14 protein-coding genes are annotated in these 13,075 nt (G+C 34.3%); 5 read left to right on the forward strand and 9 right to left on the reverse strand.

All coding sequences use genetic code 11. The features are described 5' to 3' along the window. Nucleotides 1–17 precede the first annotated feature (17 nt). From rpe to BC952_RS04830, 5 genes are all read right to left on the reverse strand, one after another. Nucleotides 18–680: a ribulose-phosphate 3-epimerase gene (rpe, locus tag BC952_RS04810; protein WP_121364472.1), complete on the reverse strand. Its 663-nt coding sequence runs from the start codon at nucleotides 678–680 to the stop codon at nucleotides 18–20. A 454-nt stretch (nucleotides 681–1,134) separates the two neighbouring features. After that, entirely contained in the window at nucleotides 1,135–1,998 is an 864-nt protein-coding gene (locus BC952_RS04815) for a sigma-70 family RNA polymerase sigma factor (RefSeq protein WP_007137700.1), read from the reverse strand. Between the two features lie 163 nt (nucleotides 1,999–2,161). Further along, complete coding sequence (locus BC952_RS04820; RefSeq protein WP_121364473.1) at nucleotides 2,162–4,303, reverse strand: polyribonucleotide nucleotidyltransferase; 2,142 nt, start codon at nucleotides 4,301–4,303, stop codon at nucleotides 2,162–2,164. Nucleotides 4,304–4,540: 237 nt separating this feature from the next. After that, nucleotides 4,541–4,807 carry a 30S ribosomal protein S15 gene (rpsO, locus tag BC952_RS04825; protein WP_113634840.1) on the reverse strand — a complete coding sequence of 89 codons (267 nt, stop codon included), beginning with the start codon at nucleotides 4,805–4,807 and terminating at the stop codon, nucleotides 4,541–4,543. A 156-nt stretch (nucleotides 4,808–4,963) separates the two neighbouring features. Beyond that, nucleotides 4,964–5,419, reverse strand: coding sequence for a GAF domain-containing protein (locus BC952_RS04830; protein ID WP_121364474.1), 456 nt, complete (start codon nucleotides 5,417–5,419; stop codon nucleotides 4,964–4,966). A 75-nt stretch (nucleotides 5,420–5,494) separates the two neighbouring features. On the opposite strand from BC952_RS04830, the gene xrtF reads away from it, so the two are divergent. The 5 genes from xrtF (at nucleotide 5,495) to BC952_RS04855 (ending at nucleotide 9,653) form a co-directional block, all read left to right on the forward strand. Then, nucleotides 5,495–6,043, forward strand: a complete 549-nt coding sequence (gene xrtF, locus BC952_RS04835; protein WP_121364956.1) for an exosortase family protein XrtF — start codon at nucleotides 5,495–5,497, stop codon at nucleotides 6,041–6,043. Next, nucleotides 6,021–6,464 (forward strand): exosortase F system-associated membrane protein, encoded by a 444-nt coding sequence (locus BC952_RS04840; RefSeq protein ID WP_121364475.1) that lies wholly within the window; start codon nucleotides 6,021–6,023, stop codon nucleotides 6,462–6,464. Before xrtF ends, BC952_RS04840 begins: the two co-directional genes overlap by 23 nt. A 58-nt stretch (nucleotides 6,465–6,522) precedes the next feature. Next, complete coding sequence (locus BC952_RS04845; RefSeq protein ID WP_121364476.1) at nucleotides 6,523–7,353, forward strand: ATP cone domain-containing protein; 831 nt, start codon at nucleotides 6,523–6,525, stop codon at nucleotides 7,351–7,353. 44 nt (nucleotides 7,354–7,397) lie between these two features. After that, nucleotides 7,398–8,753: an MBL fold metallo-hydrolase RNA specificity domain-containing protein gene (locus BC952_RS04850; protein ID WP_121364477.1), complete on the forward strand. Its 1,356-nt coding sequence runs from the start codon at nucleotides 7,398–7,400 to the stop codon at nucleotides 8,751–8,753. Between the two features lie 219 nt (nucleotides 8,754–8,972). Further along, a complete protein-coding gene (locus tag BC952_RS04855; protein ID WP_113634852.1) occupies nucleotides 8,973–9,653 on the forward strand; it encodes a DedA family protein in 681 nt (226 codons plus the stop codon). A gap of 74 nt (nucleotides 9,654–9,727) precedes the next feature. On the opposite strand, the gene groL is transcribed toward BC952_RS04855, so the two are convergent. From groL to BC952_RS04875, 4 genes are all read right to left on the reverse strand, one after another. Then, nucleotides 9,728–11,356: a chaperonin GroEL gene (groL, locus tag BC952_RS04860; RefSeq protein ID WP_121364478.1), complete on the reverse strand. Its 1,629-nt coding sequence runs from the start codon at nucleotides 11,354–11,356 to the stop codon at nucleotides 9,728–9,730. An 80-nt stretch (nucleotides 11,357–11,436) separates the two neighbouring features. Continuing rightward, complete coding sequence (locus BC952_RS04865) at nucleotides 11,437–11,712, reverse strand: co-chaperone GroES (protein WP_007137725.1); 276 nt, start codon at nucleotides 11,710–11,712, stop codon at nucleotides 11,437–11,439. Nucleotides 11,713–11,848: 136 nt separating this feature from the next. Beyond that, on the reverse strand, nucleotides 11,849–12,193 hold the full coding sequence (gene secG, locus BC952_RS04870; protein ID WP_113634855.1) for a preprotein translocase subunit SecG: 345 nt from the start codon (nucleotides 12,191–12,193) through the stop codon (nucleotides 11,849–11,851). 3 nt (nucleotides 12,194–12,196) lie between these two features. Next, entirely contained in the window at nucleotides 12,197–13,048 is an 852-nt protein-coding gene (locus BC952_RS04875; RefSeq protein WP_121364479.1) for a tetratricopeptide repeat protein, read from the reverse strand. Nucleotides 13,049–13,075 lie beyond the last annotated feature (27 nt).

Raw genomic sequence — 13,075 nt, forward strand, 5'->3', positions numbered from 1 at the left:
TAAAGCGCCATTTTTTATTAGAAGTTTGTGAGTTTCTTTAAATCTTGTATCGTTTGTGTTGGATTTTCTGCTTTGAAAACAAAGCTTCCCGCCACCAGAACATCAGCTCCGGCTTCCACTAATTGTTTTGCGTTTTTATTGGTTACACCACCGTCAATTTCAATGATTGTAGTTGCTCCTTTTTTAATTATTAAAGCTTTTAACTTCTCAATTTTAGCATAGGTGTTTTCTATAAAAGATTGTCCTCCAAAACCTGGATTCACACTCATGATACACACTAAATCAATATCATTGATTACATCTTCCAGTAAATCAATATTTGTATGTGGATTAATGGCAACTCCAGCTTTCATTCCTTCGGCTTTGATGGCTTGAAGTGTTCTGTGAAGGTGTGTACAAGCTTCATAATGTACACTCAGTATATTTGCGCCTAACTCGGCAAAAGTTTTAATGTAACGGTCTGGATCGATAATCATCAAGTGAACATCAATTGTTTTTTTGGCATGGCGGTTAATGGCTTCCAAAACCGGCATTCCATAAGAAATGTTTGGAACAAAAACGCCATCCATGATGTCGATATGAAACCAGTCGGCTTCACTGTTGTTAATCATTTCGATGTCGCGTTGTAGATTACCAAAATCGGCAGCAAGCACTGATGGTGCAATAAGTGTATTCTTCATTGTGTAGTTGTTGTGTAGAGATGCACTGCGGTGTTTCTTTACAGATTGTGTTGTTTGTGCAAAAGTAGTTTTTTTGCAGCAATTGGAGAAAGTTTTTTATAGATTCAATTAGTGAATTATCCTGTGATTTGCGTAAAGGATAGAGGCGGTATCCTCGAAGTGTAACGGAGAGATAAAGCCGAAAGCCTGACCCGTAGTTTTTACGGAGGGTTACGCCCAAATGATTTTAAGCTGTGAAATAAATCAGAGAAATGTGAAATGATTAAAAAAGTGGGAGAATCTGAAATGAATTCAGATTAAAAAACAAAACTCCGGTAATCAGCCGGAGTTTCAATCATCAATCAAAAAACGAACAGTTAATCAGACCGTCGTTACTTATTAGTCGAAAGCCGAAAGTCAAAAATCATACTGTTGTTGGACGATATGATTTTTGACTTTGTAGCATTTGACTGTATTATCCTAAATAGGTTTTTAGTATTTTACTTCTAGAAGTGTGTTTTAATCTGCGGATTGCCTTTTCCTTGATTTGACGTACACGCTCACGAGTTAGGTCGAAAGTTTCCCCGATTTCCTCTAATGTCATTGGGTGTTGATCGCCAAGACCAAAGTATAAACGAACTACATCAGCTTCTCTTGGAGTTAATGTTTCCAATGAACGCTCGATTTCGGTACGCAATGATTCGTGGATTAATTCTCTGTCTGGATTTGGAGATTCGCCTGAACGTAAAACGTCATAAAGGTTAGAATCTTCTCCTTCAACAAGAGGTGCATCCATTGATAAGTGACGACCAGAGTTTTTCATACTCTCTTTAACGTCATTTACGGTCATGTCCAGTTCTTTTGCAATTTCCTCAGCAGATGGTGGACGCTCGTTAGATTGCTCCAATAAAGCGTACATTTTGTTGATTTTATTGATAGAACCAATTTTGTTCAAAGGCAAACGAACGATACGAGATTGTTCAGCCAAAGCTTGTAATATAGATTGACGAATCCACCAAACGGCATACGAGATGAATTTGAAACCACGTGTTTCATCAAAACGTTGTGCTGCTTTTATCAATCCTAAATTTCCTTCGTTAATCAAATCGGGAAGTGTTAACCCTTGATTTTGGTATTGTTTTGCCACCGAAACCACGAAACGTAAATTGGCTTTTGTCAATTTCTCTAATGCTTTCTGGTCACCAGCTTTAATCTTTTGTGCTAATTCTACTTCTTCGTCAGCGGTAATAAGGTCAACTTTTCCAATTTCTTGTAAATACTTGTCTAATGATGCAGTTTCACGATTTGTTACCTGCTTGGTGATTTTAAGTTGTCTCATGTTTTTGTCTCCTCAATTTTTAAGTGTACAAATGATTATACGTATGGAGTTTCAGAAAAGTTACAATTGTTTTTAAAATAAAGTAAATAAAAACAAAAATCCCGTTTCAAATTCATGAAACGGGATTTCCTATAAATAAACCTTTAGTAAACTTAAGATCTGATTACTCTTTTCTTTCCTCACGTGGAGGTCTTGGCATAAGTGCTTTTCTTGACACTTTTTCTTTTCTGGTTTTTGGATCCAATCCTAAGTATTTTACTTCGAATACATCACCCATTTTTACTACATCAGAAACATTTTCAGTACGTTCCCAAGCCAATTCAGATACGTGTAATAAAACTTCGTTTCCTGGAGCGGCAGTGTATTCTACAACTGCACCAAAATCTAGCATTTTGATTACTTTTACTTCATAAGACTCATTCATTTGAGGCTTGAAAGTGATTGATTTAATTTTAGCTAATACCGCTTCTATTCCAGCAGGATCTGTTCCTAAAATTTCAATAACTCCTTCTTCAGTAGTTGGATCTTCATTGATAACAATTGTAGTTCCTGTAGTTTTTTGTAATTCTTGAATCACTTTTCCACCAGGTCCGATCAATGCTCCAATAAACGAATTAGGAATTCTTCTTGTAATGATTTTTGGAGCATACGCTTTAACATCTGCTTTTGGCTCCGCTAAAGTTTCGATTAATTTTCCAAGAATATGCAAACGACCGTCACGAGCTTGCGCCAATGCTGCTTCCATAATCTCATATTTCAATCCGTCAATCTTGATATCCATTTGACAAGCTGTAATTCCTACAGAAGTTCCCGTTACTTTGAAATCCATATCTCCCAAGTGATCTTCATCACCAAGAATGTCAGACAATACAGCAAAACGTTCTCCATCAGTAATTAATCCCATTGCAATTCCAGAAACTGGACGAATCATTTGGATACCAGCATCCATAAGTGCTAATGTTCCAGCACAAACGGTAGCCATAGAAGATGAACCGTTAGATTCTAAAACTTCAGATACTACACGAATTGTATACGGACAATCAGCAGGAATCATGTTTTTCAACGCTCTTTGAGCTAAGTTTCCGTGACCTACTTCTCTTCTTGAAGTTCCTCTTAAAGGACGAGCTTCACCAGTTGAGAAAGGAGGGAAGTTATAATGTAAGTAGAATTTTTCTTCACCTTGTTCTGATGGAGAGTCAATTTGGTTTGCTTCTCTAGAGGTTCCTAAAGTTGCTGTTGCCAATGCTTGTGTTTCTCCACGTGTAAACAATGCTGATCCGTGAACCGATGGTAAATAATCTACTTCACTCCAGATTGGTCTGATTTCGGTAGTTTTTCTTCCGTCTAAACGTGTTCCTAAATCTAGGGTTACGTTACGAACTGCTTCTTTGTTAGTTTTGTAAAAATACTTAGAAACTAAATCGCCATTTGCGGCTAATTCTTCTTCTGTAAATAAAGCTTTTACTTCTTCTTTTACTTCTGCAAATGAAGCGGTACGTTCTTGTTTTGAAGAACCTTTGCTTGCAATAGCATAAATTTTATCGTAAGATGCGTCTTTTACTTTTGCATAAATAGTCTCATCTTCTCTTTCGCCTTCATAGGTACGAACTTCTTTTTTTCCAAAAGCAGCTTGCAAACGTAGTTGAGCAGCAATTTGATTTTTAATATGTTCGTGTGCAAATTTAATTGCTTCTAACATTTCTGCTTCTGAAATTTCTTTCATTTCACCTTCTACCATCGCGATAGAATCCATTGAAGCTCCAATCATCATATCGATATCAGATAAAGCTAATTGTGCGCGACTTGGATTGATGATGAATTTACCATCAATTCTTCCAACTCTAGCTTCAGAAATTAAAGTTTCGAAAGGAATGTCAGATAAAGCTAATGCTGCAGAAGCGGCTAAACCTGCTAACGCATCTGGCATTACATCTTCATCATAAGACATTAATTGAATCATAACTTGCACTTCTGCGTGATAATCATCTGGGAAAAGAGGGCGCAAAACGCGGTCAACTAATCTCATTGTTAGTACTTCGTTATCACTTGGACGCGCTTCTCTTTTGAAGAAACCACCAGGAAAACGTCCTGCTGCAGCAAATTTTTCACGATAATCTACCGTAAGTGGTAAAAAGTCGATACCTGGACTTGCTTTTCTTGAAGATACAACTGTTCCTAAAATAACAGTTTTACCTATTCTTACTACTACAGATCCATCCGCTTGTTTGGCTAAACGACCTGTCTCGATTGTGATGTTTCTGCCATCACCTAAATCGATACTTTCTACAAATAATTGTGGAATCATAAATTTAATTTATTAGTTAAACATGGGTTCTAGTTGTGTTGTAGTTGTTGTTTTGCGTAGTTAATGCCTAAAACCCAATGAAAAACCAAACTTTTTTTATTCATCCGTACTAATTTAGTACAGACTTTATGGTGTAGTCTTGATTCTAATCCTTTTTGTGTCAGGACCAAAATAGAACCTTTAGACTTTAAATTGTAAAATAAAAAAAGAGGCACTTTCGCACCTCTTTTATATTGATTATTTTCTGATATTCAATACTTTGATAATTTCACGGTATCTGTTGATTTCTGTTTTCTTCAAGTAATCCAACAAAGATCTTCTTTTACCTACAAGCAATACTAATGAACGCTCTGTATTATAATCATGACGATTTTTTTTCAAGTGCTCAGTCAAGTGGCTAATTCTGAAAGTGAATAAAGCAATCTGCGCTTCAGCTTTTCCTGTGTTTGTTTTTTCTCCGTGTTGAGCGAAGATTTCTTCTTTAATCTCTTTAGTTAAATACATTCCAATATTTGTTTAATGATTTTTATGTATGTCATATATCTATTATATGACGGGTGCAAAAGTAAAAAATAATTATGACAAGAACAAAATAAACCTTTCTTTATTTGTGAATTAGCGAAGCATTTATGAATTGCCAGTGATGCATTGTTTTAAATCTTAATATAACTTCGCAATTTCTTGATTCACAAACTCTAGGAATTTTTCATCCTCTTCAGTGAAAGGATCTATTACATGGCTGTCAATATCAATTTGACCTATGTTTTCTCCGTTTACAAAAAGCGGTACCACGATTTCTGATTTTACGGTAAAACTACAAGCGATGTAATTGTCTTGCGCCGAAACGTCTGGAACTACAAAATTTTCGTTAGAAACGGCTACTTGTCCGCAAATTCCTTTACCAAAAGGGATTACTGTGTGGTCTGTTTCTGCTCCTACATAAGGTCCTAAGTGCAATGTTTTAGATTCATGATTTGCAAAATAAAATCCAACCCAATTATAATATGAAATAGAATCGCTAAGCAATTGACAAATAGATAATAGCTTTTCGTCTCTAGATTTTGCCGTGTTTAAAGTGATTTCGGTTACTTTTGGTTGTAATTCTTGAAATGTCATATTTTTAATTTTTATTTATGCAAAAGTATTTAAAGCCAGTTTCAAAAATTACATAAATTTGTTAAAAAATTGATTTTGAAAAAATATTTTATTCTCTACAAGCCATTTTTGCTTTTTCTGGGCACTTTTTTTTTGACATATACAGTACTGACTTTTTTGTATCAGCACTATCTTAATGGATTTGAAGGAAATATAATAGATTCTATTACCAGAATGGTGAGTGATAATACACAATGGGTTATGCAATTATTTAATAACCAATCTTTCATTGAACAAAGTGCAACAGATGCTTATATGAAGTTGTATTACAATGGTAAATATGTTGCCCGAATTGTTGAAGGCTGTAATGCAGTTAGTGTGATTATTTTGTTCATTTCATTTGTGGTCGCTTTTTCAGGAAGGCTACAAACAACCTTGCTTTTTATCTTTGGCGGAAGCCTACTCATTTATGTGTTGAATGTTTTGAGAATTGCAGCTTTAAGTGCACTGATTTTTTATTTTCCAAAACAAGAGCCGTTTTTACACGGAGTCCTTTTTCCTTTGTATATTTATGGTGTGGTTTTTATTTTGTGGTTAATTTGGGTCCGTAATTTTTCTAGATATGCTTCAAAAGATACTAAATAACAAAATTCGAGTTCTGCAATTCCTTTTTTTGGTGGCATTGTTAGTGTTGGTTCGTGCTTTTGAAAATCAGTTGTTTTATGATCCTTTTTTGGATTTTTTTAAAAAAGATTTTGCAAAGCTACGATTGCCAAGTTTTAATTCGACCCAATTATTTTTAGGATTATTTTTTCGTTATACATTAAATACTGCTATCTCGTTGGGTATTATCTACGTCCTCTTCAAAGATGTGACAATGGTTAAATTTGCTTTTGCACTGTATTATTTTTTCTTCATGATTTTAATGGCTGCTTTTTTCTACATTGTCTATTACGCAAATGAAAATAATAATTGGATTCTATTTTATGTCCGTAGGTTTTTAATCCAACCTATTTTTGTGTTGCTATTTGTTCCGGGATTTTATTATCAAAAACAAAATAAGTAGTCTTTTTTCCGTATCTTTAGTGGTGATTTAAGAGTTTGTTTATCAAAACATTACGAATATGAAAATCATCAAACATTCTGGAGATATTGTAGAATTTAACTCTGATAAACTCAAAAAATCTCTTTTAAAATCGGGTGCAAGTACTGTTGTGGTTGATACCATACTTAATGCCATAAAAAAGCATATGTATGAAGGTATTTCTACGAAAGAAATCTATAAAATGGCTTTTTCGCTATTGAAAAAAAGTGCTAATTCCCATGCAGCACGTTATAATTTAAGAGAAGCAATTCGGCTTTTAGGTCCTGCAGGTTTCTTTTTTGAAAAATATATAGCCCGTCTTTTTGTTGCGGAAAACTATAAAACGATTACCAATTTGACTTTGCAAGGAAAATGTGTTTCGCATGAAATAGATGTTTTGGTCAAAAAAAATGAAACTATAGCCATGGTCGAATGTAAGTATCATGCGGGCAGAGATGTTGCTTCTGATGTGAAAGTTCCAATGTATATTTTGTCTCGTTTTAATGATTTAAAAGAAAGGAAGCATCCTATTTTTGACCAAAAAGATATGGTCTCTAAATGTTGGATTGTCACCAATAACCGTTTCACTGCAGATGCAATTACATTTTCTAAATGTTCCGAATTGAGTTTGCTGAGCTGGAACTATCCACCAGAAAATAATTTAAAAACTAAGAATGATAATAATTCTCTTTATCCCGTAACCTGTTTGACAACTTTGTCTCTCGCTGAAAAAGATAAGTTACTAATTTTAGATGTCATTTTAGTAAAGGAAATAATTAACAATTCAGATTGTCTCAATAGGATTGGATTAAGTGAAAATCGGATGAAAAATGTGCTGAAAGAGGCGTCAGAATTATGTAGGTATTTTTAAGTAGTAAGTTTGTACTGTCAGTTTAATTTTAAAAATCAAATCCCATGAAAGTAAGATTTATAGGTGGTGCGGGAACTGTAACCGGTTCTAAAACATTAATTGAAAGTAACGGAATTAGGATTTTGATTGATTGTGGATTGTTTCAAGGATTAAAGCCGTTGCGCGAACTTAACTGGGAACCTTTGCCTGTTTTGGCATCCACAATAGACTTTGTTTTGCTCACTCATGGACATTTAGATCATTGCGGCTGGTTGCCAAGATTAGTCAATCAAGGTTTTTCAGGGAAAATATACTGTACAAGGCCCACAAAAGATATTACCAAAATAATTCTTTTAGATAGTGCAAAGATTCAGGAAGAAGAGGCTAATAATGCCAATGAAGGGAAATATTCGAAACATGAAATTGCTGAACCTCTTTATACCGTTGAACAAGCCGAGAAAGTTTTTCCGCTATTTAGAGTAATTGAAACTAATGAGGCTATTGCTTTAGATGCCCAAATTGAAGCTGTTTATACCAATGCAGGACATATTCTGGGCGCTTGTAGTATTGCTTTAACTCTTGAGAATAAGACCTTAGTTTTCTCAGGTGACATTGGCCGTGATGATGATGTGTTGATGTTTCCGCCAACTAAACCTAAAAAAGCCGATTATGTTTTTCTGGAAAGTACGTATGGAAATCGTATTCATCCTAAAACGGACACTAAATTAGAACTGGAAATGTATATCAATAATACGGTCAATAAAGGCGGAACGATTATTATTCCGAGTTTTGCCGTTGAGCGTGCGCAAACCATCATGTATCTATTGTGGCAACTAAGAAAAGAAGATAAAATTCCTAATGTTCCGTATATTATTGATACGCCAATGGGAATTAATGCATTGAATATTTTTTCGAATAACCAAAAGTGGCACAAATTGTCCTTGGAAGAATGTGCCGAAATGAGTGAAATGTTTTCATTGGTTTCGGATTATCAGGAAACTATGGAGGTAATTTTTGATGAACAACCTAAAGTGGTGATAGCAGCCAGCGGAATGGTTACGGGAGGAAGGGTGTTGAGCTATCTCGAACATTATATTGGTCTTCCGGAAACTACCGTAATTATTGTAGGATATCAGGCGGAAGGAACGCGTGGAAGAAAGTTATTAGAAGGAGCAACAGAAATTAAAATTCATGGACAATATTATCCGGTAAAAGCAAATATTTTAGAAATACAAGGTTTATCAGCACATGGAGATCAAAAAGATTTGCTCAATTGGTTGTCAGAATTAGAAAATAAACCAAAAAAAGTGTTTTTAGTTCATGGTGAAAATGAGCCGATGGATGAACTACGAATAAAAATTCAGGAAAAATATGGTTTTGATTGTAAAGTGCCTCTTATTGGGCAAGAATTTGAGTTGTAGATTTTTTACTGAAATTCTACATCATTACTGCGATTAAGTCGGTGAGAAAATGAGGTAATTCTTGTGACGTTTTTTAAAAACTATGGTGACTAATTTATATTCAAAATTAAGTGATATACTGAACCGTTAATAAAACTTTAAAATAAAGCAATAAATTGTGGTTAAGATATATTATCCGTACTTTCACACACGAATAATTTTAGCATAAAAAACCTAAGAATGAACGATTTTGATTGGAAGAATTTAATTGACCCACTTTTTTATATTCATTTTGATGTTAATGGAATTAAATTGGGTATTTACATAGTTTTATTTATTGTATTTGCCGAAACAGGCCTCTTTGCTGGTTTCTTTTTACCAGGTGATAGTTTGTTATTTTTGGCGGGAATTTACAGCCGGGAATTAATAGAGAATATTTTATTTATTGATAACGATTTTATAAATGTTGTTCTTTTATCAACTCTTGTAGCATTATCAGGAATTTTAGGAAATGTAGTAGGATACTGGTTTGGGTCAAAAAGTGGATACTATTTGTACAACAAGGAAGATAGTTTTTGGTTTAAGAAAAAATACTTGGTTCAATCCAAAGACTTTTTTGAAAAATACGGTGGAAAAGCAATCATCTTTGCACGTTTTCTTCCCATATTCAGAACGTTTGCACCTATTGTAGCTGGAATTGTATCTATGGATAAACAAAAATTTATGTTCTATAATGTCCTGAGTTCATTTATCTGGTCATTTACATTAATTTTTGCCGGACATTATTTATATGGTTTCTTACTTGAAAATTATCAAATTGATTTAAAAGAACACATCGAATTAATTGTTTTGATTTTAGTTGGAATTACTGTTTTACCCGTAATTTACAAGTTCAGTAAAAAATCAAAAGTTCAAGAATAACAATAAATTACAACTCATAAAAAAACCGTCTCAATTATATCGAGACGGTTTTTTTATTTTAAGGAAGATGATTATTACATCATTCCTGGCATACCGCCACCCATTGGGTTTCCGCCACCATTATCTTCTTTGATATCTATCAAAGCACATTCAGTAGTTAATATCATTCCGGCAACCGAAGCTGCGTTTTCTAATGCTACACGTGTTACTTTTTTAGGATCAATAATACCTGCTTTAAGCATGTCAACATATTCGTCAGTTTTTGCGTTATATCCAAAATCACCTGTACCTTCAGCAACTTTTGCTACAACAACTGAACCTTCAAGACCTGCGTTTTCAACAATAGTTCTTAATGGAGATTCTACGGCACGAGATACAATTTGGATTCCTGTTGCTTCGTCAGCATTATCAGCTTTAATTGTGCTAAGTGCATTTTTAGCTCTCAATAAAGCAACACCACCACCAGCAACAATTCCTTCTTCAACAGCAGCGCGAGTTGCGTGAAGCGCATCGTCAACTCTGTCTTTTTTCTCTTTCATTTCTACTTCAGATGCAGCACCAACATAAAGTACGGCAACTCCACCAGCTAATTTAGCCAAACGTTCTTGCAGCTTTTCTTTGTCATAATCAGAAGTAGTAGCTTCCATTTGACCTTTGATTTGGTTGACACGATTTTTGATGATATCTGCGTCGCCAGCACCACTTACAATAGTTGTATTGTCTTTATCGATAGTCACTTTTTTAGCAGTTCCTAACATTTCGATAGTTGTGTTTTCTAAAGTGTATCCTCGTTCTTCGGAAATTACAGTTCCACCAGTTAAGATAGCGATATCCTCTAACATAGCTTTTCTTCTGTCACCAAAACCAGGTGCTTTTACAGCAGCGATTTTTAGGGCTCCACGTAATTTATTTACAACCAATGTAGATAATGCTTCACCATCAACATCTTCAGCAATAATCAATAATGGTTTTCCAGATTGAGCAACTGGCTCAAGAACTGGTAATAATTCTTTTAAAGAAGAAACTTTTTTATCGTACAAAAGGATATAAGGATTTTCCAATTCTACTTCCATTTTTTCTGAATTAGTCACAAAATATGGAGAAAGATATCCTCTATCAAATTGCATTCCTTCTACAACATCAACATACGTATCAGTTCCTTTAGCTTCTTCAACAGTTATTACGCCTTCTTTTCCAACTTTTGCGAAAGCAGTAGCGATTAACTCACCAATTACTTCGTCATTGTTAGCAGAAATTGAAGCAATTTGTTTGATTTTCTCAGAATCGCTTCCTACTACTTTTGCTTGTTTTGCTAAGTCAGCCACAATCGCTTCAACCGCTTTGTCAATACCGCGTTTCAAATCCATAGGATTAGCTCCTGCCGCAACGTTTTTCAAACCTTCTTTTACAATTGCTTGTGCCAAAACTGTTGCAGTTGTAGTTCCGTCTCCAGCTAAATCATTAGTTTTTGACGCTACTTCTTTTACCATTTGAGCACCCATGTTTTCCAATGGATCTTTCAATTCAATTTCTTTTGCAACGGTAACACCATCTTTAGTGACATTTGGTCCACCAAAAGCTTTTCCAATAATTACATTACGACCTTTTGGTCCAAGAGTTACTTTTACTGCATTTGCCAATGCATCAACACCGCGTTTTAATCCGTCACGTGCTTCTATATCAAATTTTATATCTTTTGCCATTTCTTTGCTTTTTGTTTAAAGTTTAATTTGTTTAAAGTTTCAAGTTGTCTTGATACTTAATTCTTAGGACTTAATACTATTTAGATAATTGCTAAAATATCGTCTTCACGCATGATCAAATAATCTTTTCCTTCTAGTTTTAATTCAGTTCCAGCGTATTTTCCGTAAAGAACAGAATCACCAATTTTTACAGTCATTGTATGTTCTTTCGTTCCGTTACCAACAGCAACAACAGTTCCTTTTTGTGGTTTTTCTTTTGCTGTATCTGGAATAAAAATCCCTGAAGCAGTTTTTGTTTCAGCTGCAACGGGTTCGATAAGAACTCTGTCTGAAAGTGGTTTAATGTTTAAAGCCATGATTTTATATTTTTAGATTATTTATTTTAACGTCTATAAAGATTTCAGAAATTATGCCATCCTAATCAAACTGACATAATTTCTTATAAAAAATGCCAGCTTTGACAGGCTGGCATTTAGAATATGTTGTAATAATTTATTGTGCTGGATTTGTTGCAGCAGGTGTGTTTTGAGCAGGAGCAACTGGAGTGTTTGCGGCTGGCGCTGTACTTCCTGTGTTTTCAATGATTTTTGAATCGGTATCACTTAATGTTCCTGTAAAGCTTAAGCTAGAAAGTAAAATAAGTGCAATTAGTATAGTTGCTAATGTCCAAGTACTTTTGTCTAAAAAATCAGTTGTTTTTTGTACGCCACCCAGCATTTGAGAACCACCTATTGTAGATGATAATCCGCCACCTTTAGGGTTTTGAACCATTATTACTACGATTAATAGAAAACAAACTATAGTTATTAAAACTAAAAAAATTGAAAATGTGCTCATTGTTTAATTATTATTATGTTGTAAAATCTTAATATCCGTTATGCGGTCTGCAAAGAAACTACTTTTTTCTGGATATTTCAAAATTAATATTTCATAAGCTTGAATCGCTTTTTGATATTTTTTTTGTTCCAAATAAACGCGGGCTAAAGTCTCTGTCATCAACGAAGAATTGTCCGCTGCATTTAGGTCGAAACTAACGGTAGAAGGTACGCCATGTTTTACTGGAGAAATCTTCGGACTCGTTTCAATAAATTTATCAATAAGTTCTATTTTTTTTCTTTTGTCGGCATCTATAATAGGAGTAGGCTCATTTCTTGGTTGCTCATTTTCTCTTATGATAGGTTCGGTACGCGAAAGCTGTAGCCATTCTTGGAAGGAATGTTGTTCCTTTTTGGAGAAATCTAACGGTGTTCCAATAGCTAGTTTTTCTTCAACTGTTATTGAATTGTCCTCTTTTTCAATTGGAGAGGCTTCTTTTATAGAAGTTAGAATCGATTGTTCTAATGTGTTTGTTTTAAGTTCAAACTTTTCTTCAGCAATAATAATCTCACTATCGATTACTTGTATGTCTAAAATTTCGAGTGCTTTTCTATCGTACAGACTTTGATGAATAGAAGTAAAAGTGTCCGATGTAATGAAATCAAATAAAACCGATCTGTCCCTTGAATATGCTGCTGTTATTTTTAAAGCCGCATTGTATTTAAAACTATTTTGATTGTAAAGTCCTTTTAACTGAATCGCTCTGGCGCTTTGAAAATAAGGAAACTCAAAGAGTACTTTTTCCAAAGCTTCCGTTTGCTTTTCATGGATAGCATCTGGTTTGTTAATCAAATAAGTATAATCGGTTACATTCATAAAGGTTATTCGTTTATTTGGTTATTC

Source organism: Flavobacterium limicola, from assembly GCF_003634755.1.
Classification (GTDB): Bacteria; Bacteroidota; Bacteroidia; order Flavobacteriales; family Flavobacteriaceae; genus Flavobacterium; species Flavobacterium limicola.

What these genes read in the sequence shown, in the direction of transcription:
- groL (WP_121364478.1), bottom strand. Translation starts at nt 11,356, where the DNA reads ATGGCAAAAGATATAAAATTTGATATAGAAGCACGTGACGGATTAAAA.
- BC952_RS04845 (WP_121364476.1), top strand. Translation starts at nt 6,523, where the DNA reads ATGAAAATCATCAAACATTCTGGAGATATTGTAGAATTTAACTCTGAT.
- rpsO (WP_113634840.1), bottom strand. Translation starts at nt 4,807, where the DNA reads ATGTATTTAACTAAAGAGATTAAAGAAGAAATCTTCGCTCAACACGGA.
- rpe (WP_121364472.1), bottom strand. Translation starts at nt 680, where the DNA reads ATGAAGAATACACTTATTGCACCATCAGTGCTTGCTGCCGATTTTGGT.
- BC952_RS04875 (WP_121364479.1), bottom strand. Translation starts at nt 13,048, where the DNA reads ATGAATGTAACCGATTATACTTATTTGATTAACAAACCAGATGCTATC.
- BC952_RS04865 (WP_007137725.1), bottom strand. Translation starts at nt 11,712, where the DNA reads ATGGCTTTAAACATTAAACCACTTTCAGACAGAGTTCTTATCGAACCC.
- secG (WP_113634855.1), bottom strand. Translation starts at nt 12,193, where the DNA reads ATGAGCACATTTTCAATTTTTTTAGTTTTAATAACTATAGTTTGTTTT.
- BC952_RS04820 (WP_121364473.1), bottom strand. Translation starts at nt 4,303, where the DNA reads ATGATTCCACAATTATTTGTAGAAAGTATCGATTTAGGTGATGGCAGA.
- BC952_RS04830 (WP_121364474.1), bottom strand. Translation starts at nt 5,419, where the DNA reads ATGACATTTCAAGAATTACAACCAAAAGTAACCGAAATCACTTTAAAC.
- BC952_RS04855 (WP_113634852.1), top strand. Translation starts at nt 8,973, where the DNA reads ATGAACGATTTTGATTGGAAGAATTTAATTGACCCACTTTTTTATATT.
- BC952_RS04850 (WP_121364477.1), top strand. Translation starts at nt 7,398, where the DNA reads ATGAAAGTAAGATTTATAGGTGGTGCGGGAACTGTAACCGGTTCTAAA.
- BC952_RS04840 (WP_121364475.1), top strand. Translation starts at nt 6,021, where the DNA reads ATGCTTCAAAAGATACTAAATAACAAAATTCGAGTTCTGCAATTCCTT.
- BC952_RS04815 (WP_007137700.1), bottom strand. Translation starts at nt 1,998, where the DNA reads ATGAGACAACTTAAAATCACCAAGCAGGTAACAAATCGTGAAACTGCA.